General features: G+C 68.9%; 21 protein-coding genes. 10 read left to right on the top strand and 11 right to left on the bottom strand.

The window, feature by feature from the left end; genetic code table 11:
- Both ABJK26_RS04635 and ABJK26_RS04630 read left to right on the top strand, forming a co-directional pair.
- Positions 1-769: pyridoxal-phosphate dependent enzyme (locus tag ABJK26_RS04635; RefSeq protein ID WP_347241078.1), on the top strand; the 769-nt coding region annotated here is incomplete at its 5' end.
- A gap of 22 nt (positions 770-791) precedes the next feature.
- On the top strand, positions 792-2,423 hold the full coding sequence (locus ABJK26_RS04630; protein WP_347241077.1) for a formate--tetrahydrofolate ligase: 1,632 nt from the start codon (positions 792-794) through the stop codon (positions 2,421-2,423).
- A gap of 23 nt (positions 2,424-2,446) precedes the next feature.
- Here ABJK26_RS04630 and carA read toward each other — a convergent pair whose 3' ends face one another.
- The 4 genes from carA to ABJK26_RS04610 are packed head-to-tail and all read right to left on the bottom strand — an operon-like array spanning position 2,447 to position 6,777.
- The gene (gene carA, locus ABJK26_RS04625; protein ID WP_347241076.1) at positions 2,447-3,622 is read right to left on the bottom strand and encodes a glutamine-hydrolyzing carbamoyl-phosphate synthase small subunit; all 1,176 of its coding nucleotides are present in this window, start codon (positions 3,620-3,622) and stop codon (positions 2,447-2,449) included.
- Positions 3,623-3,664: 42 nt separating this feature from the next.
- Positions 3,665-4,204 carry an N-acetyltransferase gene (locus ABJK26_RS04620; protein ID WP_347241075.1) on the bottom strand — a complete coding sequence of 180 codons (540 nt, stop codon included), beginning with the start codon at positions 4,202-4,204 and terminating at the stop codon, positions 3,665-3,667.
- Entirely contained in the window at positions 4,197-5,585 is a 1,389-nt protein-coding gene (gene argH / locus ABJK26_RS04615; protein ID WP_347241074.1) for an argininosuccinate lyase, read from the bottom strand. The genes ABJK26_RS04620 and argH overlap by 8 nt, the downstream gene beginning before the upstream one ends.
- A complete protein-coding gene (locus tag ABJK26_RS04610; RefSeq protein WP_347241073.1) occupies positions 5,575-6,777 on the bottom strand; it encodes an argininosuccinate synthase in 1,203 nt (400 codons plus the stop codon). The genes argH and ABJK26_RS04610 overlap by 11 nt, the downstream gene beginning before the upstream one ends.
- 205 nt (positions 6,778-6,982) lie before the next feature.
- Here ABJK26_RS04610 and ABJK26_RS04605 point away from each other — a divergent pair, with 205 nt between their 5' ends.
- Both ABJK26_RS04605 and ABJK26_RS04600 read left to right on the top strand, forming a co-directional pair.
- Entirely contained in the window at positions 6,983-8,986 is a 2,004-nt protein-coding gene (locus ABJK26_RS04605; protein ID WP_347241072.1) for an Ig-like domain-containing protein, read from the top strand.
- A 9-nt stretch (positions 8,987-8,995) separates the two neighbouring features.
- Complete coding sequence (locus tag ABJK26_RS04600) at positions 8,996-11,065, top strand: S8 family serine peptidase (protein WP_347241071.1); 2,070 nt, start codon at positions 8,996-8,998, stop codon at positions 11,063-11,065.
- A gap of 53 nt (positions 11,066-11,118) precedes the next feature.
- On the opposite strand, the gene lpdA is transcribed toward ABJK26_RS04600, so the two are convergent.
- Genes lpdA through ABJK26_RS04585 form a run of 3 tightly spaced genes read right to left on the bottom strand, consistent with a single transcriptional unit; the run spans position 11,119 to position 16,373 of the window.
- Positions 11,119-12,486 (bottom strand): dihydrolipoyl dehydrogenase, encoded by a 1,368-nt coding sequence (lpdA, locus tag ABJK26_RS04595; protein WP_347241070.1) that lies wholly within the window; start codon positions 12,484-12,486, stop codon positions 11,119-11,121.
- 1 nt (position 12,487) lies between these two features.
- Positions 12,488-13,687 (bottom strand): 2-oxoglutarate dehydrogenase complex dihydrolipoyllysine-residue succinyltransferase, encoded by a 1,200-nt coding sequence (odhB, locus tag ABJK26_RS04590; RefSeq protein WP_347241069.1) that lies wholly within the window; start codon positions 13,685-13,687, stop codon positions 12,488-12,490.
- 10 nt (positions 13,688-13,697) lie between these two features.
- Positions 13,698-16,373: a 2-oxoglutarate dehydrogenase E1 component gene (locus ABJK26_RS04585; RefSeq protein ID WP_347241068.1), complete on the bottom strand. Its 2,676-nt coding sequence runs from the start codon at positions 16,371-16,373 to the stop codon at positions 13,698-13,700.
- 85 nt (positions 16,374-16,458) lie between these two features.
- Between ABJK26_RS04585 and ABJK26_RS04580 the strand changes: the two genes are divergently transcribed.
- Both ABJK26_RS04580 and ruvA read left to right on the top strand, forming a co-directional pair.
- On the top strand, positions 16,459-17,223 hold the full coding sequence (locus ABJK26_RS04580) for an enoyl-CoA hydratase-related protein (RefSeq protein ID WP_347241067.1): 765 nt from the start codon (positions 16,459-16,461) through the stop codon (positions 17,221-17,223).
- Entirely contained in the window at positions 17,220-17,795 is a 576-nt protein-coding gene (gene ruvA, locus ABJK26_RS04575) for a Holliday junction branch migration protein RuvA (protein ID WP_347241065.1), read from the top strand. Before ABJK26_RS04580 ends, ruvA begins: the two co-directional genes overlap by 4 nt.
- Before the next feature lie 98 nt (positions 17,796-17,893).
- Here the strand turns inward: ruvA and ABJK26_RS04570 are convergent, their stop codons facing one another.
- Together ABJK26_RS04570 and hemQ are read right to left on the bottom strand one after the other, a co-directional pair.
- The gene (locus tag ABJK26_RS04570) at positions 17,894-18,388 is read right to left on the bottom strand and encodes a chlorite dismutase family protein (RefSeq protein ID WP_347241064.1); all 495 of its coding nucleotides are present in this window, start codon (positions 18,386-18,388) and stop codon (positions 17,894-17,896) included.
- 4 nt (positions 18,389-18,392) lie between these two features.
- Complete coding sequence (gene hemQ, locus ABJK26_RS04565) at positions 18,393-19,145, bottom strand: hydrogen peroxide-dependent heme synthase (RefSeq protein WP_347241063.1); 753 nt, start codon at positions 19,143-19,145, stop codon at positions 18,393-18,395.
- Positions 19,146-19,188: 43 nt separating this feature from the next.
- On the opposite strand from hemQ, the gene ABJK26_RS04560 reads away from it, so the two are divergent.
- From ABJK26_RS04560 to ABJK26_RS04550, 3 genes are read left to right on the top strand one after another with little or no spacing between them, the layout of a single operon-like run.
- Positions 19,189-20,244, top strand: a complete 1,056-nt coding sequence (locus ABJK26_RS04560; protein ID WP_347241062.1) for a mechanosensitive ion channel family protein — start codon at positions 19,189-19,191, stop codon at positions 20,242-20,244.
- Positions 20,245-20,254: 10 nt separating this feature from the next.
- Positions 20,255-22,501 (top strand): hypothetical protein, encoded by a 2,247-nt coding sequence (locus ABJK26_RS04555; RefSeq protein WP_347241061.1) that lies wholly within the window; start codon positions 20,255-20,257, stop codon positions 22,499-22,501.
- A 31-nt stretch (positions 22,502-22,532) separates the two neighbouring features.
- Entirely contained in the window at positions 22,533-24,707 is a 2,175-nt protein-coding gene (locus ABJK26_RS04550) for a bifunctional (p)ppGpp synthetase/guanosine-3',5'-bis(diphosphate) 3'-pyrophosphohydrolase (protein WP_347241060.1), read from the top strand.
- Here the strand turns inward: ABJK26_RS04550 and ABJK26_RS04545 are convergent.
- Positions 24,704-25,084: a secondary thiamine-phosphate synthase enzyme YjbQ gene (locus tag ABJK26_RS04545; RefSeq protein ID WP_347241059.1), complete on the bottom strand. Its 381-nt coding sequence runs from the start codon at positions 25,082-25,084 to the stop codon at positions 24,704-24,706. The genes ABJK26_RS04550 and ABJK26_RS04545 overlap by 4 nt on opposite strands.
- Positions 25,084-25,875, bottom strand: coding sequence for a methyltransferase domain-containing protein (locus ABJK26_RS04540; RefSeq protein WP_347241080.1), 792 nt, complete (start codon positions 25,873-25,875; stop codon positions 25,084-25,086). Before ABJK26_RS04540 ends, ABJK26_RS04545 begins: the two co-directional genes overlap by 1 nt.
- A 34-nt stretch (positions 25,876-25,909) precedes the next feature.
- Between ABJK26_RS04540 and ABJK26_RS04535 the strand changes: the two genes are divergently transcribed.
- The gene (locus ABJK26_RS04535) at positions 25,910-26,956 is read left to right on the top strand and encodes a glucose-1-phosphate thymidylyltransferase (RefSeq protein ID WP_347241058.1); all 1,047 of its coding nucleotides are present in this window, start codon (positions 25,910-25,912) and stop codon (positions 26,954-26,956) included.
- Positions 26,957-26,959: the final 3 nt, after the last annotated feature.

Here is a 26,959-nt window from a genome sequence, read left to right as displayed (position 1 = left end):
TTCCAAGGCCCTCACCCTGGAAAACCCCAAGGGGCTCCTCGCCGTTTCCAGCGGGAACCACGCCCAAGGGGTGGCCTACGCCGCCAGGGTGCTCGGGGTGAGGGCCCTCGTGGTCATGCCCGAGGACGCGAGCCCCTACAAGAAGGCCTGCGCCCGGGCCTACGGGGCCGAGGTGGTGGACCAAGGGGTGACGGCCAAGAACCGGGAGGAGGTGGCCGAGGCCCTCCTCAAGGAGACGGGCTACGCCCTCGTCCACCCCTTTGACGACCCCCTGGTCATCGCCGGGCAAGCTACGGCGGGGCTTGAGCTCCTGGCCCAGGCGGGGCGGATGGGGGTCTTCCCCGAGGCCGTCCTCGCCCCCGTGGGGGGCGGGGGGCTCCTCGCCGGGGTGGCCGTGGCGGTGAAGGCCCTCTCCCCAAGCACCCTGGTCCTCGGGGTGGAGCCCGAGGCCGCGGACGACGCCAGGAGGAGCCTCGAGGCGGGAAGGATCCTCCGCCTGGAAGCCCCTCCCAAGACCCGAGCCGACGGGGTGCGCACGCTAAGCCTGGGGAAGCACACCTTCCCCATCCTCAAGGAAAAGGCGGACGGGGTCCTCGCCGTGAGCGAGGAGGCCATCTTGGAGGCCGAGCGCCTCCTCTTCACCCGCACCAAGCAGGTGGTGGAGCCCACGGGCGCCCTCCCCCTGGCCGCGGTGCTGGAGCACGGGGCGGGCCTTCCCAAGACCCTCGCCCTCCTCCTCTCCGGGGGGAACCGGGACTTCTCTCCCTAGGGGGTGGGTGTAGGCTCTAAGCGTGATCGTACACGAAGCGCTTCTACCCATTGAGGAGGTGGCGGCCAAACTGGGCTTAAGCCGGGAGAGGCTCTACCTCTACGGCCCCCACATGGCCAAGGTCCTGGGCGAGCCCCCAAAGGCCAAGGGGAGGCTCATCCTGGTCACCGCCATCACCCCCACCCCGGCCGGGGAAGGCAAGACCACCACGGCCATCGGCCTGGTGGACGCCCTGTGGCGCCTGGGGAAGCGGGCGGCCCTGGCCCTGAGGGAGCCCTCCTTGGGCCCCGTCTTCGGGGTGAAGGGCGGGGCCACGGGGGGCGGGAAGGCCCGCGTGGAGCCCCGCCACGAGATCAACCTCCACTTCACCGGGGACTTCCACGCGGTGACCAGCGCCGTGAACCTCCTGAACGCCCTCCTGGACAACCACCTGCACCAGGGAAACGAGCTCGGCATTGACCCGAGGCGCGTGGAGCTCAAGCGGGCCATAGACATGAACGACCGGGCCCTTAGGCACATCGTCCTGGGCCTTGGGGGCAAGGCCCACGGGGTGCCCCGGGAAGGGGGGTTTGAGCTCACCGTGGCCAGCGAGGTCATGGCCCTCATGAGCCTGGCCCGGGACTTTCAGGACCTGAAGCGGCGCCTCGGCCGGATGCGGGTGGCCTTCACCCGCGAGGGCAAGCCGGTGTACGCCGCAGACCTCCAGGCGGTGGGGGCCATGGCCGCCCTCCTCCGGCAGGCCTTCCTCCCCAACCTGGCGCAGACCGCCGAGGGGAACCCCGCCTTCATTCACATGGGGCCCTTCGGCAACATCGCCCACGGCACCAACTCCCTGAGGGCGAGCCTCTTCGCCCTGGGCCTCGCGGACTTCGTGGTGCAGGAGGCGGGCTTCGCCACGGACCTGGGGATGGAGAAGTTCATGAACGTGGTGGCCCGCACCACGGGCCTCGTCCCCGAGGCGGTGGTCCTGGTGGCCACCATAAGGGCCCTCCGCTACCACGGGGGGCAGGACGCCTACGGGATGCCGGACCTAAAGGCCGTGAAGGAGGGCCTCGCCAACCTGGAAAAGCACGTGGAGAACGTGGAGCTTTTCGGCTACACCCCCGTGATCGCCCTAAACCGCTTCCCCGGCGATACCCCGGAGGAGATCGCCCTGGTGCGGGCCTTCGCCGAGGAAAGGGGCCTCCCCCTCGCCCCGAGCGAGGTCTACGCCAAGGGGGGCGAGGGGGGTCTGGAGCTCGCCGAGAAGGTCTTGGAGGCCCTCGCCCTTCCCCACGCCTACCGGCCCCTCTACCCCCTCGAGGCCCCCCTGGAGGAGAAGGTGGAGGCCATCGCCAGGAAGGTCTACGGGGCGGAAAGGGTGGAGTGGAGCGAGGAGGCGAAGCGCGCCCTCAAGGCCGCGAAGAAGGAGGGGTGCGAGGCCCTGCCCGTGGTCATGGCCAAGGCCGCCACCTCCCTCTCCGACAACCCCAGGCTCCGGGGCCGCCCCCAAGGCTTCACCGTGCGGGTCACGGACCTCCGCTGCCGCCTCGGGGCGGGGTTCGTGGTGGTCTACATGGGGGGGATAGAGACCCTTCCGGGCCTGCCCAAGTCCCCCCAGGCCCTCCAGATTGACGTGGACGAGGAGGGCAACATCCGGGGGATGGACTACTGAAGGCCCCCGCCGCGGTGGGGTACTTAAATCCCGTGCTGGTCCGCCCGTTGCTTCTCCACGGGAAGCCCGGTGGCCCCGTGGAAGGCCTCCACCTCCTCCAAAAAGCGGCGGAAGAGGTAGAGGGCATCGTGGGGACCCGGGGCGGCCTCGGGGTGGTACTGGACGGAGAAGACGGGGTAGCGGGCGTGGGCCATGCCCTCGAGGGTCCCGTCGTTCAGGTTCACGTGGGTGGGGCGGAAGTCCTTGAGGGAGTCTATGTCCACCGCGTAGCCGTGGTTCTGGCTGGTGATCTCCACCTTGCCCGTCTTCAGGTTCTTCACCGGGTGGTTCGCGCCCCGGTGGCCGAACTTCATCTTGAAGGTCCGCCCCCCCGCCGCCAGGGCCAAGAGCTGGTGCCCCAGGCAGATGCCGAAGGTGGGCAGAAGCCCCATGAGCTTCCAGATGGTCTCGTGGGCGTAGCGGGGCATGGCGGGGTCCCCGGGGCCGTTGGAGATGAGGAGGCCGTGGGGCTCCAGGGCCATGATCTGGTGGGCCGGGGTCTTCCCGGGGACCACGATGACCTCAAAGCCGAGGGCGGCCAGGTTCTCCACGATGGCGTGCTTGATGCCGAAGTCCATGACCACGATGCGCCGCCCCGACCTCAAGGTGGGCCAGGCGTAGGGCAAGGGGGTGGAGACCTCGGGGGTCATGTCCCGCCCGTCAATGTCCGTCCAGGCCTGGGCCTCGCGGCGCAGGGCCTCGAGCTCCTCCTGGGTGAAGGCGTGGTTGGGGGCGCCGAAGAGGCTGGCGTGGGCGATGGCCCCCTTCAGGACCCCCCCTTCCCGGATCTTCCGCACCAGGGCCCGCGTGTCTATGCCCTCAATCCCCACCACCCCGTAGAACTCCATGAACTCCCCGAGGGTCTGCTGGGCCCGGGGGTTGGAGGCCACGCGGCTGAACTCCTTGGCCACGAAGCCCTTCACCCAGGGGCGGTTGGACTGCATGTCGTAGACGTTCACCCCGTAGTTGCCCTGGTGGGGGTAGGTCATGACCACGATCTGGCCGTGGTAGCTCGGGTCGGTCATGATCTCCTGGTAGCCGGTCTGGGCGGTGTTGAAGACCACCTCCCCCACCGTTTTCCCCCGGGCGCCGAAGGCGTAGCCGTGGTAGACGGTGCCGTCCTCCAGGACCAAAACGGCGCGCTCCTTCAGTCCAGCCATTCCTCCTCCAGGTAGCGGGTCAGGGTGCCCATCCCGCCCATTCTAGCCCCCGGAGGCCCCTGGGGAAAACTCCTTGATGACGGCGATCTCCCGGCAGTTCTCGTAGAAGGGGCAGGCGTTGCACTCGCTCCAGACCTTGGGGGGAAGGGCCTCCCGGCTCGTGACCCGGTAGCCGAGCTTGCGGAAGAAGTTCACCTGGAGGGTCCAGGCGAAGACCCGGGGAAGCCCGAGGTCGCGGGCCTCCCTCTCCGCCCCCAGGACGAGCCAGCGGCCGAGGCCCTGCCCCTGGCGGCTTGGGTGGACGGCAAGGCCCCTTATCTCGGCGAGGTCCCGCCAGAGGACGTGGAGGGCCACGGTGCCCACGATCTGGCCGTCCTCGTCCTCGAGGACCAGGAAGTCCCGGATGTTCTCGTAGAGGTGGCTGTGGCTCCGCACCAGCATCAGGCCCTTCTCCGCCCAGTAACGGATGAGCCAGTAGATGGCGTCCACGTCGCCTAGCCTCGCCCTCCTGAGCTCCAGGGCCGCCTCGAGGCGCACCTCGGGCAAGGCCACCTGGGCCAGGGGAACGGTGATCTCAGTCAAGGCCCACCTCCTTCTTGGCCTCCAAAAGCCTCTCCCGCACCGCCTCGGGGGCCGTGCCGCCATAGGAGCGGCGGCGGTGGATGGCCGTCTCCAGCCGGAGGAGGGGGAGGGCGTCCTCGGCGAAGAGGGGGTGGTGGGCCCTAAGCTCCTCCAGGGTGAGGTCCTTGAGGGCCCGCCCCTCCTCGGAAAGCCTGCGCACGAGCCTCCCCACCACGTGGTGGGCCTCCCGGAAGGGAAGGCCCTTCTCCGCCAGGTAGTCGGCGAGCTCCGTGGCCAGGGCGTAGCCCCCCTCCGCCGCCCGCCACATCCTCTCCCGGTTCCACTTAAGCCCGGGAAGCAGGGCGGAGAGGAGCCTGAGGCTATCCCGGTAGGTGGCGAGGGCGTCCAGAAGGGGCTCCTTGTCCTCCTGGAGGTCCTTGTTGTAGGCGAGGGGGAGGCCCTTCACCACCGAAGAAAGCCCCACCAGGGCCCCGAGGACCCTCCCCGCCTTGGCCCGGATGAGCTCAAGGACATCGGGGTTCTTCTTCTGGGGCATGATGGAAGACCCGGTGGCGAAGGCGTCGGGAATCTCCACGAAGCCGAACTCCTCGGTGCTGTAGAGGATGAGCTCCTCGGCGAGGCGGGAGAGGTGGAGCTGGCCGATATTCAGGGCGGAGAGGACCTCGAGGGCGAAGTCCCGGGAGGCCACCGCGTCCAGGGAGTTCCGCATGGGGGCCTTAAAGCCGAGCTCCCTCGCGGTGAAGTGGCGGTCTATGGGAAAGCCCGTCCCCGCGAGGGCGGCCGCCCCCAGGGGGCTTTCGTTGAGGCGCTCCCTGGCGTCCCTTAGCCTCCCCGCATCCCGCCCGAGCATCTCGTAGTAGGCGAGGAACCAGTGGGAAAGGAGCACGGGCTGGGCCCGCTGCAGGTGGGTGTAGCCGGGGAGGACGTAGGGGGGGTTTAGGTGCCTTTCCGCCTCCCGCACCAGGACCCGGCGGAGCTCTAGAAGGAGGGCGAGGAGCTCGTCTAGGGCGGCCCGCAGGAAGAGCCTGAGGTCGGTGGCCACCTGGTCGTTGCGGCTCCGGGCGGTGTGGAGCTTGCCCCCCGGGGGGCCAATAAGCTCGGTGAGGCGGGCCTCGAGGTTCATGTGCACGTCCTCCAGCTCCTCCCGCCAGGGGAAGGTGCCCGCCTCTATCTCCTCCTCAATCCGGTCCAACCCCTTTAGAATCGCCTCAAGCTCCTCCCCGGTGATCAGGCCCACGGCGTGGAGCATGCGGGCGTGGACCCGGTTCTGCCAGAGGTCCTCCCGCCAAAGCGCCCGGTCAAAGGGGAGGGAGGCGTTGAAGCGGGCCGCGAGGGCATGGGGCCCCTCCCCGAAGCGCCCCCCCCAGGTCCTATGCGCCATGGCCCTCCCTCTCCAGAAGGGCCCGCACCCGGAGGCGCAGGGCCTGGATCTTGATGAAGCCCTCGGCGTCCTTCTGGTCGTACCCGCCCGCCTCGTCAAAGGAGACCAGGTCCTTCCGGTAGAGGCTCTTTGGCGCCTTCCTCCCCACCACGTAGACATTGCCTTTGTAAAGCTTGAGCCGGGCCACCCCGGTGACCGCCTTCGCCACGTGGTCAACGTAGGCCTGGAGGGCCTCCCTTTCGGGAGCGTACCAGAAGCCGTAGTAGACGAGCTCGGCGTACTTGGGGGAAAGCAGGTCCCGCTGGTGGAGGACCTCCCGGTCCAGGGTGAGGCTTTCCACCGCCCGCCGGGCGTGGTAGAGGATCGTCCCCCCCGGGGTCTCGTAGACCCCCCGCGACTTCATGCCCACGAAGCGGTTCTCCACGATGTCCACCCGGCCCACCCCGTGCCGCCCCCCGATCTCGTTAAGCCTTTGCAAGAGAGCCGCCGGGGAAAGCCTCTCCCCGTTCACCGCCACGGGGTCGCCCTGGAAAAACTCCACCTCCACGTACTCCGGGGCGTCGGGGGCCTCCTCGGGGTCTTGGGTCATGCGGAACATGCCCTTGGGGGGCTCGGCCCAGGGGTCCTCGAGGACCCCTCCCTCGTAGGAGATATGCAGGAGGTTGGCGTCCATGGAGTAGGGGCTCTCCTGGGTCACGGGGACGGGGATGCCGTGGGCCTCGGCGTAGGCGATCATCTCCTGGCGTCCCTGGAAGCGCCACTCCCGCCAGGGGGCGATGACCCGGATATCGGGCTTCAGGGCGTAGGCGGTGAGCTCAAAGCGCACCTGGTCGTTCCCCTTACCCGTGGCCCCGTGGGCGACGGCCTCGGCCCCCTCCTCCTCGGCAATCTTCACCAGGTACTTGGCGATGAGGGGGCGGGCGATGGCCGTGCCGAGGAGGTAGTAGCCCTCGTACACCGCGCCAGCCCGCATCATGGGGAAGACGAAGTCCCGGACGAACTCCTCCTTGAGGTCCAAGGCGATGGCCTTGGAGGCCCCGGTCCTCAAGGCCTTCTCCCGGGCCTCCTCCACCTCCTCCCCCTGGCCGATGTCCGCGGTGAAGGCGATGACCTCGGCCCCATAGGTTTCCTTAAGCCACTTGAGGATGATGCTGGTGTCCAGTCCGCCGGAGTAGGCCAAGACGATCTTCATGTCCCTCCCAGTCTACCCCCTCGAGGGGGTGTGCATAAGTATACACCAACCTCTTGCAATGATTTGCACCCGGTTGACGCCCATCCCAAGGTAAGGGTAGCATTGGCCTTGCGGACCAGCCGCAAGAGGGAGGTTTCCCTATGCCGAAACCCTATCTTCCCAGGTCTAGGCAAGTCCAAGGCAAGCTGGAGCAAGGAGGTGCTTTATGAGGAACCGACTGGGCGCGATGGGGTTTCTTCTAGGTGCCCTGCTCCTCGCCGCGTGCTCCCAGGACGCCGTGAAGCCCAAGGTGTCCATCGCCTCTCCCCAGGACGGCGCCACCGTCAACCAGGCTTCCATAACCGTCCAGGGCACCGCCCAGGACAACGTCCGCGTGGCCAGGCTCACCTACCAGCTCAACGGCGGCACGGAGCAAAACGTCTCCATCACCCCAGGCCCCTCCGTGAACTTCTCCTTCTCCCTCACCCTCCAGGAAGGGGAAAACACCCTCGTCGTCAACGCCTATGACCCCTCCGGAAACAAGGGAAACGCCACCCTCCGGGTAACCTACAACCCCCAGACCATCCACACCCTCTCCGGATACGTGGTGAGCGAAAACGCTGGCGGGCCTGTGGCCTCGAGCGCCCTCAAGCTTTACCGGGGAAGCACCCTCGTCGCCGCCACCACCACGGCAAGCGACGGCTCCTTCACCTTCACCAAGCTGGCTCCCGGAGTCTACCGCCTCGAGGCCCAGAAACCCGGGATGGCGGGGAGCTTTGTAGAAGGCATCCGGGTCCCGGAGATGGCCTCCATCACCCTCATCCAGAAGCCCGCCTTTGACGCCACCGCCACCACCACCCCGCCCACCCTCCTCATCACCCAGGACGGAACCCAACCCCTAGAGGAAAGGACCTTCACCAACACCATCCCCTTCCGCGTCCAGGTGGACGCCACCAAGGACTACGTGAGGCCGATGCGCTACATCTACGTGGCCCTGGGCCGCACCCCGGGCGCCACCTTCATCACCGCCTCCGCCACCTGGAACCGCCCCATCTTCACCGACACCGAGGACACGGGCAACCAGACCCTAAGCGGCTCCTACGTGGCCGGCTTCGGCAGCGCTCAGGGGGAAAGGGTCTACCTGGAGGTGGTGGCCTACGACTTCAACCAGAACCGAAGCCACTACATCCTGCCCGTCAACTTCATCAACACCAACACCGCCCAAGGGAACACCGTCCAGGCCCCCACCCAGGTGGCCGCCACCGCCATCACCCTTACCCAGGCCGTGGGCTTCTACAGCACGAAGGCCCCGGCCAAGGTCCAGGTGCCCGTGGCCAAGGGGGAGATGGGGGAGCTCACCCTGGACCCCCTGGCGGTCCCCGAGGGGAGCAACCTCTACGTGGAGGTGCGCTGGTGCTACACGGACACCAACGCCTCCGCCCGTCCCTTCGCCTTTGACATTGAGCGCTCCACCGACGGCACGAACTGGACCCGGGTGGGCACCGTGGGCGGTGGGGCCAGCGCCAGTTGTCCCACCAACCCCTTTGACCGGCCCTTCTACTTCCGGGACGCCTCCCCCGACCTCACCCCCGGCCAGACCTACCAGTACCGGGTGGTGGCCCGGGGAACTAACCGTGCCGAAAGCGAGCCCAGCTCCACCACCCCCCTGCCCCCCTTCTTCGCCCCCCTCCTCTCCCCCGCCGACGAGAGCGTGGGCGTGTCCAAGACTCCGAACTTCACCATCGGCCATCCCCAGCTCCAGATCGGGGCCGACGGCGCCGCCTACAACCTGGTCCTCTGGGACACCCTGACCGGGGACGGCGTGGCCTGGCAGACGCTTGGGGGCTACGGCCTCCTGGTGGAGTTCGGGACCGAGGACAACGGCATCCCCCAAGGCGAGGCCAAGGTCTACGGGTACCATCCTGGCACAGGCAATGTTGTGATCTTTACGGACACAGCCGGCCTCTTGGACCCCAATAGGCCCAACCGGGTCCCCGTGGACGTGGCCCAAGGCCAGGTCACCCTCCCCTACAACTTTGACGGCCTGGCCCAGCTCCCCGAGCTCCAAGCCCTTCGCACCTACGCCTGGCAGCTCTACGTGAGCTACGCCTACAAATACGAGGGCAATCGCATCGCTGCCTACAGCGTCCAGACCTGGCCCAGCTGTACCCTCTTCATCCGCATAAGCCGCCCGGGAACCCAGGTCTTTGACTTCACCACGGGAGAGTAAGGAGGCGCCATGAAGAAGCCTTTTGCCCTGATCGCCCTGGCCGCTTTGGCCCTGCTTGCGGCCTGCTCCCAGACCCCCACCCAGTCCGGCCGCTCCCAGAGCCCTGGCCTCTTGACCACCTCCGAAGGGGTCCGCCACTACCAGGGGCAGGTGGTGGTGGGCTACGAGGACGAGTCTGGCCTTCAGGAAGCCATCCGTAAGCTGGGGGCCAAGGAGATCGCCCGCATCCCCGAGCTCAAGGCCGCCCTCCTCGAGGTGCCCGGGGACGCGGTGAAGGCGAGCCGGGCCCTGAAGGGCCTCCCTGGCCTCCGCTACGCCGAGCCCCACCTGGCCCAGGTGACCCCGCCCAAGGACGACCCCGTGGAACTCCCGAGGAGCCAGGAGCGTGGCCTTATCCCCCTGGGCAACCCCAGCGACCAAATCCTGGACGAGCTTCCCCAGTACGCCCTAGACCCCCGGCACCTAGCCGCCAAGGCCGCCTGGGACCAGGGGTTTGAGGGCGAGGGGGTGGTGGTGGCCATCATTGACGACCCCGCCGACGTGACCCATCCCGACCTCGCCGCCAACTGGGCGGGCAAGGCCTACGACCCGGTCACCAACACCACCTACACCAGCGCCAGCGATTGGTTGAACTTTATCCAAAACCTCGGCGGCCAGGCGGACCTCTACCACGGCACCTTCGTGGCCTCCACGGTGAGCGCCCCAAGGGATGGCCAAGGCATCGCCGGCCTCGCCCCCAGGGCCAAGTTCCTCCCCGTGGCCATCTTCCAGCCCGACTACGTGGGGGACTTCTACGTGGCCCGGGGCATCGTCTGGGCGGTGAACAACGGGGCCCAGGTCCTCAACAACTCCTGGGGCGGGCTCGGCTACGGAAATCTGGTGAAGGAGGCCTTTGATTACGCCCTGGCCAATGGGGTAGTGGTGGTGGCCAGCGCCGGGAACTCCTACAAAGACGAGGTGCGCACCCCCGCGGGCTACCCTGGGATCATCGCCTCGGCCGCCGCGGACGGCAACCGCAACAAGACCGACTTCTCCACCTACGGCCGCCACATCTCCAGCACCGCGCCGGGCCTAGACGTGCTCCTCGCCAAACCCACCTGGCTTGGGGGCGGCTACCGCCTCATCTCCGGCACCTCCTTCTCCGGCCCCTACACGGCCGCGGCGGCCGCCCTGGTGAAGGCCGCCTGCCCCGGGGCCACCCCCTACCAGGTGCGCCGCGCCCTGGAGACCACCACCTGGGAAACCAGCTTCAGGCGGGAGAAAGGCTGGGGCCACCTGAACGCCGACAAACTCTCCCAGCTCCTGGCCCGGGGGTGCGCCGCCCTCCCCGGGAAGGGGTCCGTGGTGCGGGTCAAGGTGGAGTACTTCAACGAAAACGGCACCTTCCCTGGCCTTCTCGCCGACGTGATCCTCCGGGGCAAGGGGCTTAGGCCGGGGGACCCCACCGACCCCACCCCCGTGTACTGGGCGCGCACGGACCAAAACGGCGAGGCCTGGTTCTACGAGATCGCCCCCGGGGAGTACGAGATCTACGTGGCCGGGGCCGACCTCGCCCTCACGGGGGGCCTCCCTGAGGAGCGGGGCACCTTCGTGGGGACCCTGGTGGCTACCCCTGGGTCCAACGCTTTCAACCCCGACGCCAAGCTCGTGCGCCTGCTGGCGAGCGAGGTCAACCTGAACCCCACAGACCCCTACGAGCCCAACGACACCCTGGCCCAGGCCACCCCCATCGCCTACGGCCAGACCACCCAGCTCGCCTACATCTTCGGCCAACCCCAGGACAAGGACCACTTCAAGTTCACAGGGACGGCGGGGGACACGATTCGGGCCAGGGTGTACGCCCGCTCCAGCATCGGGGGCACCTTGGACTCCTACCTCTACCTCCTGGACGCAAACGGCCAGGTCCTGGAGAAAAACGATGACCTCGTCTCCGGCCAGACCACCGACTCGGAGATCACCTTCACCTTGCCCCAGGACGGCACTTACTACCTGGTGGTGACCAGCTACACCATCGCCAACGGCGGAAGCGACAACAGCCCCTTCAACAAGTACCGCCTCGAGCTCCGGAAGACCAACTAGGCCCGTAAACGCCCACCCCCCGGAAGGAGGCCCGGGGGGTGGTCAAGTTTTGTCTAAAGGTGAATCGGCCGCTCCCACGCCGCCAGGGCGGCCTCCTTGAGGATCTCCGAGAGGGAGGGGTGGTGGTGGGGGGCGCGGCCCACGTCCTCGGCGCTCGCCTTGAAGAAGAGGGCCAAGGCGGCCTCGGCCAGGATGTCCCCCACCCGGGCCCCGATCCCGTGGACCCCCAGGATCCGGTCGGTCTTGGCGTGGGCCAGGACCTTGATAAAGCCTTCCGTCTCCCCCATGGCCCGGGCCCGCCCCGAGGCGGAGTAGGGGAACTTCCCCACCTTGTAGGGGATGCCCTTCTCCTTGAGCTCCTCCTCGGTATGGCCCACGGCGGCCACCTCGGGGTGGGTGTAGACCACGCTGGGGATGGCCTGGTAGTCCACGTGGCCGAAGCCCCGCGCCATGTGCTCCACGGCGGCGATCCCCTCCTCGCTGGCCTTGTGGGCCAGCATGGGCCCCCGCACCACGTCCCCGATGGCGTAGATGTGGGGGATGCGGGTCCTCAGGTGCTCGTCCACGGGGATCCGGCCCCGCTCGTCCGTGGAAAGCCCGGCGTTCTCCAGGGAAAGCCCCTCGGTGTAGGGCCTCCGGCCCACGGCCACAAGCACCCGGTCCGCCTCCAGGACCTCGCCCCCTTCCAGCTCCACCCGGGCCCCCTTTCCCTGGGGAAAGACGGCGGCGACCCGCACCCCGGTGCGGATGGCGAGGCCCTGCTTCTTGAAGACCCTCTCCGCCGCCCGGGAAACATCGAGGTCCATGGTGGGGAGGATGCGGTCCAGGTACTCCAGGACGATGACCTCCGCCCCCAGGCGGTGCCAGACCACCCCGAGCTCCAGGCCCACCACCCCGCCCCCCACCACGATGAGCCTCCCCGGCACCTCGGGGAAGGAAAGGGCCTCGGTGGAGGTCACCACCCGCTCGTAGTCCACCTGGGCCCAGGGGGGGATGAGGGGGGCGCTTCCCGTGGCGATGAGGATGAAGCGGGCCTCGAGCTCCTCCCCCGTCTCCTCCACCAGGACCTTGCGCTCGGAGAGGAAGCGGGCCGTGCCCAGGTGGCGGGCGATGCGGTTCTTTTTAAAGAGGAACTCCACCCCCTGGGTGTTGGCCTGGACCACCTTGTCCTTGTGGGCCATGAGGGCCCTTAGGTCCAGCTCCACCCCCTTCACCTTGGCCCCCACGAGGCCCTTCTTGGCCTCGTAGATGCGCTCCGTGGTCTCCAGGAGGGCCTTGGAGGGGATGCACCCCACCCTGAGGCAGGTCCCCCCCAGGGCCTTCTCCTTCTCCACCACCCCCACCCGCATCCCGAGCTGGGCCGCCCGGATGGCCGCCACGTACCCCCCGGGCCCGGCCCCGATCACCAGGAGGTCGTACACGTTACACCTCCAGAAGGAGCCTGGCCGGGTTCTCCACGAGCTCCTTCACCCGGCGGAGGAAGGTCACCGCCTCCCGCCCGTCCACGATGCGGTGGTCGTAGGAGAGGGCCAGGTACATCATGGGCCGGACCACCACCTGGCCCTCCCGGGCCACGGGGCGCTCCTGGATGGCGTGCATGCCCAGGATCCCCACCTGGGGCGGGTTGAGGAGGGGGGTGGAGTTTAAAGAGCCGTAGATCCCCCCGTTGGTGATGGTGAAGGTGCCCCCCATGAGCTCCTCGGGCTTGAGCTTCTTGGCGCGGGCCCTTTCGGCGAAGTCGGCGATCTGCCGCTCGATCTCGGCGAAGGAGAGGCGGTCGGCGTCCCGGATCACCGGCACCACCAGCCCCTCCCCCCCGCCCACGGCGATGCCGATGTCGTAGTAGCGGTGGTAGACGATGTGGTCCCCGCGGATCTCGGCGTTGAGCTCGGGGATCTCCTTGAGGGCCTGGACCACGGCCTTGACGAAGAAGCTCATGAAGCCGAGCTTGACCCCGTGCTTCTTCTGGAAGGCCTCCCCGAGCTCCTTCCTCAGGGCGATCACCGCCGACATGTCCGCCTCGTTGAAGGTGGTGAGCATGGCCGTGGTCTGGCGGACCATGAGGAGCCGCTCGGCGATGCGGCGGCGCAAGGGCGTCATGGGCACGGCCTCGCTCACCCGCCAGGGCTTGTCGGCGGGGGCTTGCGCGGGGGTGGGCGGCGGGGGCGCGGGGCGGGAAGGGGGTGGAGGCGGGGCTTCCTCAGGCTTGGCGGGGGCCCTCTCCTCCAGGTGGCGCATCACGTCCTCCTTGAGGATGCGCCCGCCAAGGCCCGTCCCCTCTACCTCCGCCGGGGAGAGGCCCCTTTCCCGCATGAGGCGCTCCGCGGCGGGCATGGCCAAGGGCTCCAGGGGGGCCTCAGCGGGCGGCTCAGGCCTGGCCTCCGCCCCCCCTTCCTCCAGGAGGGCGATGGCCTCCCCCACCCGGGCGGTCCCCCCGGTCTTCTTCAGGATCTGCTTCAGGGTCCCGGGGAAGGGGGCGGGAAGCTCCAGGGTGGCCTTGTCGGTGATGAGCTCCACCAAGGGCTCGTCGGCCTGGAAGGCCTCCCCTTCCCGCTTGAGCCAGGCGCCGACCTCCACTTCCACGATGCTTTCGCCCACGGAGGGCACCTTGAGTTCCCGCACGGCTACCTCCTCACCTAAACGCCTCCTCAAGCAGCTCCTCCTGCTCCAGCCTGTGCACCTTGGAGGAGCCCACGGCGGGGCTTGGGGACTCGGGCCGGGCCACCACGGAGAAGGGGTGGCCGTAGATCTCCCCGCAGAAGCGGGCGGAGAGGTACCACCAGGCCCCCTGGTTCACCGGCTCCTCCTGCACGAAGACCACCGGGGTCTCCTCGGGGTAGAAGGAGAGGGCCTCATGAAGCTCGGCCTCGGGGAAGGGATAGAGGAGCTCCAGCCTGAGGAGGGCCACGTCCTCGGCCCGAAGCTCCCTCCGCTTCTGCAGGAGGTCGTAGTAGACCTTGCCCGAGGTGAGGAGAACCTTCCGCGCCCCCTTGACCCTTTCGGGGATCACCTTGTGGAAGCGCCCTTCCGCGAGCTCCTCCAGGGGGGAGACCACCTCGGGGTGGCGGAGGAGGCTCTTGGGGGTCATGACCACCAGGGGCTTGCGGATCTTGCGCTTCACCTGGCGGCGGAGGAGGTGGAAGAACTGGGCGGGGGTGGTGGGGTAGGCCACCTGGAGGTTGTCCTTGGCGCCAAGCTGCAGGAAGCGCTCGGGGCGGGCCGAGGAGTGCTCGGGGCCTTGGCCCTCGAGCCCGTGGGGCAGGAGGAGGACGAGGCCCGAGAGGCGGTTCCACTTGGCCTCGGCGCTGGCCAGGAACTGGTCTATGTAGACCTGGGCCACGTTGGCGAAGTCCCCGAACTGGGCCTCCCAGAGGACGAGGCCCTCGGGGTAGTCCAGGCTGTAGCCGTACTCAAAGCCTAAGACCCCGGCCTCGGAGAGGGGGGAGTTCCAGACCTCCACCTCCGCCTGCCCTTCGGCCAGGTGCTGGAGGGGGATGTAGCGCTCCCCGGTGCGGTAATCGTAAAGGGCGGCGTGGCGCTGGGTGAAGGTGCCCCGGAGGGCGTCCTGGCCCGTGAGGCGCACCCTGTGCCCCTCCACGGCCAAGGTGGCGAAAGCCAGGGCCTCGGCGGTGGCCCAGTCCACGGGGCGCTTCTCCTCGGCCATCTCCAGGCGGGCCTCGAGGAAGCGCTTGAGCTTGGGGTGGACCTGGAAGCCCTCAGGGAGGGTGGCGAGGCGCACCAAGAGGTTCTTCAGGGCCTCCTTGGGGACCCGGGTATCCGCCTCGGGCACCAGGTGGTCGGGCCCGCCCACGTACCCCTGCCAGAGGCCGGAAAGCCCGTGGGGCACCACGGGTCCGGGCTCGGCCTTCACCCGGGCGAAGGCGCTCTCCAGCCGCTCCAGGTAGGCGTCCTGCCAGGCCCTAAGCTCCGCCTCCGAGACCACCCCCTCCGCCTTCAGTCTCTCGGCGTAGACCCGCCAGGGCTCGGGGCGCCTAGCGATGAGGGCGTACATGGGGGCCTGGGTGAAGGTGGGCTCGTCCGTCTCGTTGTGCCCCCGGCGGCGGTAGCCCACGAGGTCTATGACCACGTCCTTGCCGTAGCGGCTCCGGTACTCCAGGGCGAGGGCGAGGACGAAGAGGAGCTCGTCCAGGGCCTCGGCGTTCACGTGGAAGACGGGCGCCCCCACCATCTTGGCGATGTCCGTGGGGTAGCGGCAGGAGGTGTACTCGGAAGGCAGGGTGGTGAAGCCCAGCTGGTTGTTGGCCACCACGTGGAGGGTGCCCCCCACCCGGTAGCCGGGAAGCCCGGAGAGGTTCAGGGTCTCCTGGACGATGCCCTCGCCGATGAAGGCCGAGTCCCCGTGGACCAGGATGGCGAGGCCCCGCTTCCTCTTTTGGTCGCCGAAGCGGTCCTGCTTGGCCCGGAGCCTCCCCAGGGCCACGGGGTTCACGAACTCCAGGTGGCTCGGGTTGAAGTTCAGGGAGACGTGGACCGAGCCGAAGGGGGTCTCCTGGTCGCTGGAAAAGCCCAGGTGGTACTTCACGTCCCCCGCGTAGCCCTCGGGGAAGATCTCCTCAAACTCGCGGAAGATGCGCTCAAAGGGCTTTCCCACCACGTGGGCCAGAACGTTGAGCCGCCCCCTGTGGGCCATGCCCAGCACCACCTCCCGCACCCCGTGCCTAGCCGCCTCCCAGACGGCCTCCTTAAGCAGGGGGATGAGGCTTTCCAGGCCCTCCACGCTGAAGGTCTTGGCCCCCAGGTACTTGCGCTGGAGGAAGGCCTCAAAGAGGTTCGCCTGCATGAGGCTTTCCAAAACCCGCCTCCGCACCTCGAGGGCGGGCTTGGGCCAGGGGGCCTCAATCCGGGAAAGGAGCCATTCCCTCTCCTCGGGCTCCACGTGGGCAAGCTCCCACCCCACGGGGCCCAGGTAGGTGGCCTCCAGGCGCTCAAGGAGGGCCCCCAGGGTGGGGGCGCCGAAGAGGGGGGGAAGAGGCTTCCTTAGGTCCTCGGGGGAGAGGCCGTGGGCCTCGAGGGCAAGGGCCTTGGGCCTCGGCCTTTCCCGGCCCAGGGGGTCGGTCCGGGCCGCGAGGTGCCCGAGCTCCCGGTAGGCCTGGCGCAAGGCTTCCACCTTAAGGAGAAAGGCCGCATCCGGCGCCTCGGCCGGGGAAGGGGGCGGTTCTCGTCGCCCGTCCTCGAGGGAGAGGGCGGAGAAGTAGCGCCGCCAGTCCTCGGGCAGGGCAAAGGGGTCCTCCAGGTAGGTGCGGTAGAGGGCCTCCAGGTAGCCTTGGCTTTCCAGCGTGAGCTCCATGCCTCGCCTCCAAAGGGGGGCATACCCCCTCCACTACGCTACACCAAAAGGCGGCGGGAGCGCCCCTCCCCTTTACAATGGGGCCATGGTCCTGAAGGAGCGCCAAGGCGCGGTGCTGGTCCTCACCCTGAACCGGCCCGAAAGGCTCAACGCCCTCACCGGCGAGCTCTTAGACGCCCTCTACGATGCCCTCAAGGAGGGGGAGGAGGACCGGGAGGTGCGCGCCCTCCTCCTCACGGGGGCGGGCCGGGCCTTCTCCGCCGGGCAGGACCTCACGGAGTTCGGCGACCAAAAGCCCGACTACGAGGCCCACCTGCGCCGCTACAACCGGGTGGTGGAGGCCTTGAGCGGCCTGGAGAAGCCCCTGGTGGTGGCGGTGAACGGGGCGGCGGCGGGGGCCGGGATGAGCCTCGCCCTCTGGGGGGACCTCCGCCTCGCCGCCGTGGGGGCGAGCTTCACCACGGCCTTCGCCAGGATCGGCCTGGTGCCGGACTCCGGGCTGAGCTTCCTCCTCCCCCGGCTGGTGGGCCTGGCCAAGGCCCAGGAGCTCCTCTTCCTCTCCCCGAGGCTCTCCGCCGAGGAGGCCCTGGCCCTCGGGCTCGTGCACCGGGTGGTGCCCGCGGAAAGGCTCATGGAGGAGGCCCTCGCCCTGGCCAAGGAGCTCGCCCAGGGCCCCACCCGGGCCTACGCCCTCACCAAGAAGCTCCTCCTGGAGACCTACCGCCTCTCCCTCACCGAGGCCCTGGCCCTCGAGGCCATCCTGCAAGGGGAGGCGGGGCGCACCCTGGACCACGAGGAGGGGGTTAGGGCCTTCCGCGAAAAGCGCCCGCCCCGCTTCCAAGGGCGATGATCCGCTACCTCCAGGGGAAGGTCCTCAAGAAGGAGGAGGGGGGCTTCCTCCTCCTGGTGGGCGGGGTGGGCTTCCTGGTCCAGGCCCCCGGGCCCTTCCTCCAGGCCTTGAAGGAGGGGGAGGAAGTGGGGGTCCACACCCACCTCCAGGTGCGGGAAGACGGGCTTTTCCTCTACGGCTTTCCCGAGGAGGAAAGCCTCCTCCTCTTTGAGCTCCTCCTCTCCGTGAGCGGGGTGGGGCCCAAGGTGGCCCTCGCCCTCCTCTCCGCCCTCCCCCCTAGGCTCCTCGCCCGGGCTTTGGTGGAGGGGGACCTGAGGCTCCTTACCTCGGCGAGCGGGGTGGGGAAAAGGCTCGCCGAAAGGATGGCCCTGGAGCTCAAGGGGAAGGTGCCCCCCCACCTCCTCACCGGGGAGAAGGTGGAAAGCGAGGCCGCCGAGGAAGCGGTCCTGGCCCTCGCCGCCTTAGGGTTCAAGGAGGGGCAGGCCCGGGCGGTGGTCCTGGAGATCTTGCGCCAAAACCCCAAGGCCAAGGCCCAGGACCTCATCAAGGAGGCCCTGAAGCGCCTCCGCTAAGTGCCCGCGCGTTGGCTTCGCAACATGGGATACCCGAGCTGGGGCTATGGGAAAACGCTTTTGGGGCCCCCACCGCGGCTTTTGCCGCGGTGGGGTACTTAGCCCAGGTCGTCCAGGGCCTCCCGGAAGCCCCGGGGCACCCCCAGGTACCCTCCCTCCGCCACGGCCAGGGGGAAGAGGGCCTCGAGGGGGCCTTCCAACAGGGCCACCTGCCGCCCCAAAAGGAGGCGGGCCCCCTCAGGAGAAGGGGCCTCCAGGCCATAGGGGAAGAGGGCCAAAGCCCCCTCCCCCGGCCCCCCCTCCCCCCGGTCCAGGAAGAGGCCCAGGGGCTCCAAGAAGCCCAGCATCCGGGCCCGGTGCATCTCCCGGCGCAGGGCCTGGAGGGCCTTTGGGTCCTCCGCCCCCTGCCACAGGAGGAGGTCCGCCTCGGGGGAGAGGCCCACCAGGCTGTAGGCGGAAAGAAACCCCCCCTTGGCCCGCCAGCGGGAAAGGAGGAGGGCGAGCTCCTCCTTGAGGTGCTCCTGGTGCTCGGCCTCGAGGCGGCGGAACTCGGGGAGGAGGCGAAAAAGGCCAAGGGCCCAGAAGAGTTCCATGCCCCTAGCTTACGCCCAGGAAGCGGGCGAGGCCCCCATCGTCCAGGTACCGGCCCACGAAGAAGGGCCCGAACTCCCCGTAGCGGGCCGAGACCTCGTCAAAGCGCATCTCGTAGACGATCTTCTTGAACTGGACGGGGTCCTCGCTGAAGAGGTTCACCCCCCACTCCCAGTCGTCCAGGCCCTGGGCCCCGCTGATGACCTGGAGGACCTTCCCCTGATACTTTCTGCCCGTCTCCCCGTGGGCCTTCATGAGCCGGGCCCGCTCCTTGGCGGGGAGGAGGTACCAGTTGTCCTCCGCCTGGCGGCGCTTGTTCATGGGGTAGAAGCAGACGTACCCCCCCTTGGGCACCTTAGGGGTGAGGCGGGGCTTCACGTAGGGGGCCTCGGGGTCCAGGGGCTTCTCCTGGCTTCCGAGCTCCACCACGGAGTAAAAGCCGTAGGCGGGGAGGAGGTACTCGGCGAAGAGGCTCCGGTTCAGGGCCCTTTCCAGCTCTAAAAGCTCGTCCAGGCTCTCCCGGAGGTTGAGGAAGAGGAGGTCCGCCTTCTGGGTGATCACCTGGTACACCCCGAAAGACCCCCGCCCCTCCTCCTCCGCCCGCCGCCAGGCGGAGAGGAGGCCCCAAAGCTCCTCCCACGCGGCCCTTCGCTCCTCCGGGGAGGCCTTGCGCCAGCGGGGGAAGTCCAAAAGGCGGAAGTCGTGGAGCATGTGCCAGCCCTCGAGGGTGTGGGTGGGCTCGGGCAGGTAACCTTCCATGCCCCTCACTATAAGGCCGGGGGCCCTTGGGTATAGTGCTCCCGTGGCGCCTTGGCTTCACGCTCTCCTCGCCCTCCTGGTGGCCTGGCTTTTGGGCCGGTACGGGGCCAGGCTCCTCGCCGCCTTGGGCCGCCTCACCCCCACGGAAAGGGACGACCGCTTCTTCCGCCTCCTGGGCCTCCTCTGGTGGGGGGCGGTTCTCCTCCTCTTGGGAAGCTACCTGGCTCACGCCCTGGACCTGCCCCACGAGCCCTTCCGCCCCTGGGGGCAAGGACTCGCCTCCTGGCTGGGAGCAAGGGGGCTTTCGGCCCTATCCATCCTGGCCCTCACCTTCCTGGGGTACCGCCTCGTCCCCCTCCTCCTAAGGAAGCTTCCCTCTCCCGAGGGAACCCACTCCCGGGAGGCGGTGCGGCGGCGCACCCTGAAGGTGGTGTCCGAGTCGGTGCTCAAGGGAGCGGTCCTCCTCTTCGGGGGGCTTCTCCTCCTCTCCAACCTGGGCCTGAACGTCGCCGCCCTCCTGGCCGGGGCGGGGGTGGCGGGCCTCGCCCTGAGCCTCGCCGCGCAAAACCTCATCCGGGACTTCATCAACGGCTTCTTCATCCTCCTGGAGGACCAGTACGGGGTGGGGGACATCGTCCAGATAGGCGGGGTGGGGGGGCAGGTGGAGCGCTTCACCCTGAGGCTCACGGTGCTCCGGGACCTCGAGGGCCGGGTCCACTTCATCCCCAACTCCGAGGTGCGGCAGGTGACCGTCCTCACCCAGGAGTGGAGCCGGGCGGTGGTGGACGTGGGGGTGGCCTACAAGGAGGACCTGGACCGGGTCCTGGCGGTCTTCCGGGACGAGGCGGCGCGCTTCTACGAAGACCCCCTCTGGCGGGAGCGCTTCGCCGACGCCCCGGAGGTCCTGGGGGTGCAGAACCTGGCCGACTCCGCCGTGGTCATCCGGGTCCTCTTCAACACCAAGCCCGCCGAGCAGTGGGCCATCGCCCGGGAGTTCCGCCGCCGCATCAAGAACCGGCTGGACCAAGAGGGCATAGAGATCCCCTACCCCCACCTCAAGCTCTACCTGGGGGAGGCGCTCCGGCTGGAAAAGGGGTAGGCTAAAGGGGATGCGGGACATCCACGGGGAGATCCTGGAGGCCCTCCGCCCCCACCTCGGGCCCCGGGCGGAGGCGGTTTTGGAAGAGGGGCTGAAGCGCCTGGGAAAGCGCCCCTCCGAGCTCACCCCTAAAGACGGGGAGGTCCTGCTCAAGGGCCTCGTCTTCCGCGAGCTCCAGGCCCGCCTGCGCCCAGAGGAGGCCAGGCGGGTGGTGGAGGAGGTCCTCCTTCGCCTCAAGGAGGAAGCCCTAAGCCCCAAGGCCCTGGAGGAGGCCCTCAAGCGCTTCGGCCTCTACCTGGACTGGCCCGAGGTGGCCCGCCTCCGGGCCCTTTCAAACCGCCTCCGCCAGGAACCCGACCCCAGGCTCTTCCGCGAGGCCCAGGAGCTCCTGGAGGCCCTGGAGGAGAAGCTGGAGGAGGCCCTTTTGCGCCAGGCCAAGGACCTGGCCCACCTGGAGGAAAGCCTGGAAAGGGTCCGGCACCTGGGCGGGCCCAAGGTGCGCAAGCTAGAGAGCCTGGTGGAGATGGTGCGCAAGGCCCAGGCCGAGGGCCTCCTGGTCCAGGCGGAGGTGGAGCGGGCGAGGAAGCTGGCCCTGGAGCTAAGGAAGCTCCTGGAGTCCAGCGTGGCCCGGGCCCCCAGCTTGCCGGAGATCGTCTTTGAAACGGCGGAGGAAACCCCAAAGCACCCCACGGGGGTCTTCCTCACCGTGGAGGAGGCGCGGGACCTGGAAGAGGAGCTGGTCATAGACCTGGGGGACCTGCCCGAGGAGGCGGCAAAGCGGCTCCAGGCCCTGGAGGTGGAGGAGGAAAGGCGGAAGCTGGAAGCCCTCCTCGCCCGCTACGCCCCCCTCCTGGAGCGGGCCACGGTGAGCCCCCTCCTCGCCGAGGTCCAGGCCCTCCTGGAGGCGGGAACCCCCGCCGGGGAAAAGCTTCTCCTCCTGGAGAAGGCCTTCCAGGAAGCCGAGGCCAACCTGAGGGCGGAAAGGCGGGCCAGGCTCATCCAGCTCCAGGAGGCCCTGAGAACCCTCCCCCTCGCCGCGGAGGCCAAGGCCCCCCTGGAAAGCGCCCTGGCGCTGGCGGAGGAAACCCTGAGGGAGGGCGGCCTCCCCGACCTCCTTTCCCTGGAAGGGGAGCTCCGGCGCCTGGAGGAGGAGGCCAGGCGCCGGGAGGAAGAGGCCAAGCGCCTGGAGGAAGAGCGGCAGGCCCTCATGCGGGAGCTTTCCGGGAAGGGCGAGGCCTTCCTCCCTCTCCTGCGCGAGCTCCAAGCCCTTCCCCCGGAGGCCCTTCCCGAAAGGCTTCCCGAGCTCAAGGCCCGCTACGCCGCCCTCCTCAAGGCCCAAGGAGAGGAGGCCGCCCTCAAGGCCAAGCTGGAGGAGGCGGCCCGGGCCCTGGAGGCCCTCCGGGAGAAAGCCCAAAGCCTCGGCCTGGAGGGGCTCTGGGCCGAGGCGAAAAGGGCCCTAGAAGAGGGGAACCCCCAGGGCCTCGAGGCCCTGCGGAAGGCCCTGGGGGAAGCCCGGGCCCGGGCCAGGCAGACCGCCCTGGAGGAGCTCGCCCGCCTCCAGGCCCTGGCGGAACGCTTCCGGGGCTTCGGGGGAGAGAGCCTCCTAAAGGCCATTGAGGAGGAGAAGGCCAAGCCCGAGCCCGACCCCGCCCCCATCGCCCGGGCTCTCCAGGCCCTTAAGCGGCGGCTGGAGGCCAAGCGGGAGGAACTCCTCACCCGCCTCACCGCCTTTTTCCAGACCCATGCCCGCCTCCAGGGCTTCCAGAGCGAGACCGCCCGCCGCCTCAAGCCCCTTCTTTCCGTGCTGGAGAGCGCCAAGGAAAAGCTTCCCCGCCTGGGACCCAAAGGGCTTCTCCAGGTGGAAGGCACCCTGGCCCAGGCGGAAGGCCTCCTCCGGGAGCTTGAGAAAGAGGCTGAGGCGGCCAAAGCCGTGCTCCAGGAGCTCCGGGGCACGGACCTGGAGGCCCTCCTGGAGGTCCTGGAGGTGAGCGCCCCCGACCAGGACCTGGCGCGCTTCCGCCTGCCCGGGGTGGAGGCCCTAGGCCACCTGGAAGAAACCCCCCCCCTCCCCAAGGAGCCCCTCCTCCGGCTCAAGGAGGCCCTGGACCGCCTGGACGAGGCCCTCGCCCAAAGGCGGGGCCCCGCGGCCCTGGTCTTCGGGGAAAAGGCCCTGGTTCTCGCCCCCCATAGGGGGAAGACCCTGGTGGCCCTCCTGGAACGGTCGGCCCTCTCGGCCTTCCTCCTGGAACTCTCCTAAAGGAGCCGGGGCGGGTGCTACACTAAAGGCAGTGGTCGTCCGCGAAGCCCTTTGGGAAAACCTGGCGGGGCGCCTGGCCTACCTCTCCCCCGAGGAACGGGAGAGGGTCCACAGGGCCTACCTCTTCGCCGAGGAGGCCCACCGGGGCCAGCTGCGAAGAAGCGGGGAGCCCTACATCACCCACCCCGTGGCCGTGGCGGAGATCCTGGCCTCCTTGCGCATGGACGCCGATACCTTGGCCGCGGGCCTCCTCCACGACACCATGGAGGACTGCGGGGTTTCCGGGGAGGAGCTGGAACGGCGCTTCGGCCCCACCGTGCGCCGCCTGGTGGAGGGGGAGACCAAGGTCAGCAAGCTCTACAAGCTGGCCAACCTCGAGGGCGAGGAGAAACGGGCCGAGGACCTCCGCCAGATGTTCATCGCCATGGCGGAGGACGTGCGCATCATCATCGTCAAGTTGGCGGACCGCCTGCACAACCTCCGCACCCTGGAGCACATGCCCCCCGAGAAGCAGAAGCGGATCGCCCAGGAAACCCTGGAGATCTACGCCCCCCTGGCCCACCGCCTGGGGATGGGCCAGATCAAGTGGGAGCTGGAGGACCTCTCCTTCCGCTACCTCTACCCGGAGGCTTACCAGGGGCTGCTTTCCCGCCTACGGGAAACCCAGGAGGCCAGGGAGCGCCTGGTGAAGCGGGCCACGGCCATCCTGGAGGAGGCCCTGAGGCGGGACGAGCTCTTGCAGGCCCAGCTCAGGGGCTTTGAGGTCACGGGCCGCCCCAAGCACCTCTACTCCATCTGGAAGAAGATGGAACGGGAGGGCAAGGCCCTGGAGCAGATCTACGACCTCCTGGCGGTGCGGGTGGTCCTGGACCCGAGGCCAAGCCCCAAGGAGGAGGACGTGAGGGAAAAGCAGGTCTGCTACCACGTCCTGGGCCTGGTCCACGCCCTCTGGCAGCCCATCCCCGGCCGGGTGAAGGACTACATCGCCGTGCCCAAGCCCAACGGCTACCAGAGCCTCCACACCACGGTCATCGCCCTGGAGGGTCTGCCCTTGGAGGTGCAGATCCGCACCCAGAAGATGCACCGGGTGGCGGAGTACGGCATCGCCGCCCACTGGCTCTACAAGGAGGGGCTCACCGACCCCGAGGAGCTCAAAAGGCGGGTCTCCTGGCTCAAGAACATCCAGGAGTGGCAGCAGGAGTTCAGTAGCTCCCGGGAGTTCGTGGAGGCGGTGACCCGGGACCTCCTCGGGGGGAGGGTCTTCGTCTTCACCCCCAAGGGCCGGATCATCAACCTGCCCAAGGGGGCCACCCCCGTGGACTTCGCCTACCACATCCACACCGAGGTGGGGCACCGCATGGTGGGGGCCAAGGTGAACGGGCGCATCGTCCCCCTCTCCTACGAGCTCCAAAACGGGGAGATCGTGGAGATCCTCACCGCCAAAAACGCCCACCCCTCCAAGGGCTGGCTGGAGTTCGCCAAGACCCGGAGCGCCAAGAGCAAGATCCGCCAGTACTTCCGCGCCCAGGAGCGCCAAGAGACCCTGGAAAGGGGCCAAGGGCTTTTGGAGCGCTACCTCAAGCGCAAGGGCCTTCCCAAGCCCGCGGAGAGCCAGCTGGAGGAGGCGGCCAAGCGCCTGGGCCTCACCCCTTCCCCCGAGGAGCTCTACCTGGCCTTGGCCCTGAACCGCCTCACCCCCAAGCAGGTGGCGGAAAAGCTCTACCCCAAGGCCCTCCTGAAGCCGGAAAAGCCCAAGCCCCCCCCGAAAAACGCCTGGGGCATCCGGCTAGAGCAGGACCTCGAGGCCCCCATCCGCCTGGCCTCCTGCTGCGAGCCCATGAAGGGGGACAGTATCCTGGGCTTCGTCACCCGGGGCCGGGGCGTCACGGTGCACAAGGCCGACTGCCCCAACCTCCGCCGCCTCCTCCAGGGCCCCGAGGCCGACCGGGTCATCGGGGCCTACTGGGAGGGGGTGGGGGGGAAGGTGGCCACCCTGGAGGTCCTGGCCCAGGACCGGGCCGGGCTCCTCCGGGACGTGATGCAGGTGGTGGCCGAGGCGGGGAAGAGCGCCCTGGGCTCCGAGACCCGCATCCTGGGCCCCATGGCCCGCATCCGCCTCCGCCTTTCGGTGCAGGACGGGGAGCGGGAGGCCCTGGTGGAGGCCCTGAAGGGGGTGCGGAGCGTCCAGGAGGTGCGCTGGGTCTAGAGGAGGCGCACCCAGACCTCCCGCTCCCTGGGGCCATCGTACTCCGCCAGGAAGACCTGTTGCCACCGCCCAAGCAGGAGGCGCCCCCTCTCCGCGGGCAAGAGGAGGAAGACCCCGGTGAGGAGGCTTTTGAGGTGGGCGTGGGTGTTGCCCTCGGCGTGGCGGTCCTCAGGGTGGAAACGGGGAGCGAGCTCGGCAAGCCGGGCCAGGAGGTCGTGGGCCACGTCGGGGTCGGCCCCCTCCTGCACCGTGAGGCCGCAGGTGGTGTGGGGCACGAAGAGGTAGACCAGGCCCGTGTGCCCTTCCAGAATCCCTTCCACCGCCCGGGTGATGTTCACCAGGCCTTCTTCGGGGGTGCGGACATAGAGCTTCTTCATCAGGAAAGGCGGGAGGTGCGCAGGAAAAAGCGCTTTTCCACCGGGAAGGGGCGGTCCAGGTCGCCGAACTCGGCCTCGGCCCAGGCAAGGAGCCTGGACATGGCCCGCTCGTGCACCTCCTGGGGCACGGCGCGGGTGAAGGAGTAAAGCCTCTCCTGCAGGGCCTCGAGGGCCTCCCGGGGGGTGCGCTCCTCCCGCCAGGCCACCACCTCCCGGGTCTTGGGCCTGAGGCCGAGGCGCCTCAGGGCCTCCTCCACCTCCTTAAGCCGCCTGCTGTGGGTTCCCCGCTCCACGGGGAAGCCTTCCTCGGCCACCAGGGCCTGCCACCGCTCTTGGAGGCGGCACTCGGCCTCGGCCTTCACCCGGTCCCACCCCTCCAGGAGGACCCCCCCGGGCTTCAGGACCCGCAGGGCCTCGGCCAGGGCCCTGGGCCAGTCGGGGAGGAGGTGCCACAGGTGGACCACGATCACGGCGTGGACGCTCCCTTCAGGCAGGGGAATCTCCCGGGCGTCCGCGAGCAGGAGGCGCACCTTGCGCATGACCCCGGCCGCCTTCTGCCGAAAGACCTCCAGCATGGCGGGGTCGTGGTCCAGGGCCAGGTAGCGGTAGCCCCGGGCGATGAGGGGAAGGGCGATGCGCCCCGTGCCCACGCCAAGCTCCAAGAGGACGGGCTCCTCTCCCCGGGTCTGGAGGGCGTTCCCCATGGCCGTGGCGATGCGCCCCGCCACCTCCGGCGGGTAGGTCCGGAGGCGGTCGTAGGCGTAGGCCACCCGGGTGAGGGCGCTGGACATCTCCCCCCTCATTTTAAGGGGTATACTCCCAGGCATGAAGGGTCTCATCCTGGCCGCAGGCCGCGGCACCCGGCTTCGCCCCCTTACCCACACCCGGCCCAAGCCGGTGATCCGGGTGGCGGGCCGACCCATCATCCACTACGCCCTGGACAACCTTCTGGCTGCCGGGGTGGAGGAGATCGGGGTGGTGGTCTCCCCGGAGACGGAAAAGGACCTCCGCGAGGCCCTCTCCGGCTACCCGGTGCGCTACATCCTCCAGGAGGAGCCCCAGGGCCTGGCCCACGCGGTGGCGGTGGCCGGGGATTTCCTCAAGGAAAGCCCCTTTGTCCTCTACCTGGGGGACAACCTCTTCCAGCGGGGGATCCGGCCCTACCTGGAGGCTTTCCGGGAGGGGGTGAGCGCCGTTTTGGCCCTGGTACGGGTGGGAAACCCGCGGCAGTTCGGGGTGGCGGTGATGGAAGGGGAGCGGATCGTGCACCTGTTGGAAAAGCCCAAGGACCCCCCCTCGGACCTGGCGGTGGCGGGGGTGTACGTGTTCACCCCGGAGGTGTTGGAGGTGATCCAGGACCTGAAGCCCTCCGCCCGGGGGGAGTACGAGATCACCGACGCCATCCAGGGCCTCATTGACCGGGGGAAGAAGGTGGTGGGGGTGGAGGTGGAGGGCTGGTGGAAGGACACGGGCCGCCCCGCCGACCTCCTGGACGCCAACCGCCTCCTCCTGGAGGAGCTTTCTCCCCGGGTGGAAGGGGAGGTGGAGGAGAGCCAGCTCACGGGCCGGGTGGTGGTGGCGAGGGGGGCCAGGGTGGTGGGAAGCACGGTGATCGGCCCGGCCTTCATCGGGGAGGGGGCGGTGGTGGAAGGAGCCTACATCGGTCCCTTCACCTCCTTGGGGCCGGGGGCGCGGGTGGTGCGCTCGGAGGTGGAGTACTCCATCCTCGAGGACCAGGCCGTCCTCGAGGACGTGGCCCTGCGCCTCCAGGAGAGCATCCTGGGGGTGGGGGCGGAGGTGAAGAGCCGAAACGGCCTCCCCCGGGCCCACCGCCTGGTCCTCGGGGACCTCTCCCAGGTGGAGCTGGCCTGAGGG

The organism is Thermus sp. (genome assembly GCF_039793865.1).
Lineage (GTDB): Bacteria > Deinococcota > Deinococci > Deinococcales > Thermaceae > Thermus.
This window is presented reverse-complemented; position numbering and strand designations above follow the sequence as displayed.

Coding starts and splice junctions, on each gene's coding strand:
- carA (WP_347241076.1), bottom strand. CDS start 3,622: ATGGCTGGACTGAAGGAGCGCGCCGTTTTGGTCCTGGAGGACGGCACC.
- argH (WP_347241074.1), bottom strand. CDS start 5,585: ATGGCGCATAGGACCTGGGGGGGGCGCTTCGGGGAGGGGCCCCATGCC.
- ABJK26_RS04610 (WP_347241073.1), bottom strand. CDS start 6,777: ATGAAGATCGTCTTGGCCTACTCCGGCGGACTGGACACCAGCATCATC.
- ABJK26_RS04605 (WP_347241072.1), top strand. CDS start 6,983: ATGAGGAACCGACTGGGCGCGATGGGGTTTCTTCTAGGTGCCCTGCTC.
- ABJK26_RS04600 (WP_347241071.1), top strand. CDS start 8,996: ATGAAGAAGCCTTTTGCCCTGATCGCCCTGGCCGCTTTGGCCCTGCTT.
- ABJK26_RS04585 (WP_347241068.1), bottom strand. CDS start 16,373: ATGGAGCTCACGCTGGAAAGCCAAGGCTACCTGGAGGCCCTCTACCGC.
- ABJK26_RS04580 (WP_347241067.1), top strand. CDS start 16,459: ATGGTCCTGAAGGAGCGCCAAGGCGCGGTGCTGGTCCTCACCCTGAAC.
- ruvA (WP_347241065.1), top strand. CDS start 17,220: ATGATCCGCTACCTCCAGGGGAAGGTCCTCAAGAAGGAGGAGGGGGGC.
- ABJK26_RS04570 (WP_347241064.1), bottom strand. CDS start 18,388: ATGGAACTCTTCTGGGCCCTTGGCCTTTTTCGCCTCCTCCCCGAGTTC.
- hemQ (WP_347241063.1), bottom strand. CDS start 19,145: ATGGAAGGTTACCTGCCCGAGCCCACCCACACCCTCGAGGGCTGGCAC.
- ABJK26_RS04555 (WP_347241061.1), top strand. CDS start 20,255: ATGCGGGACATCCACGGGGAGATCCTGGAGGCCCTCCGCCCCCACCTC.
- ABJK26_RS04545 (WP_347241059.1), bottom strand. CDS start 25,084: ATGAAGAAGCTCTATGTCCGCACCCCCGAAGAAGGCCTGGTGAACATC.
- ABJK26_RS04540 (WP_347241080.1), bottom strand. CDS start 25,875: ATGTCCAGCGCCCTCACCCGGGTGGCCTACGCCTACGACCGCCTCCGG.
- ABJK26_RS04535 (WP_347241058.1), top strand. CDS start 25,910: ATGAAGGGTCTCATCCTGGCCGCAGGCCGCGGCACCCGGCTTCGCCCC.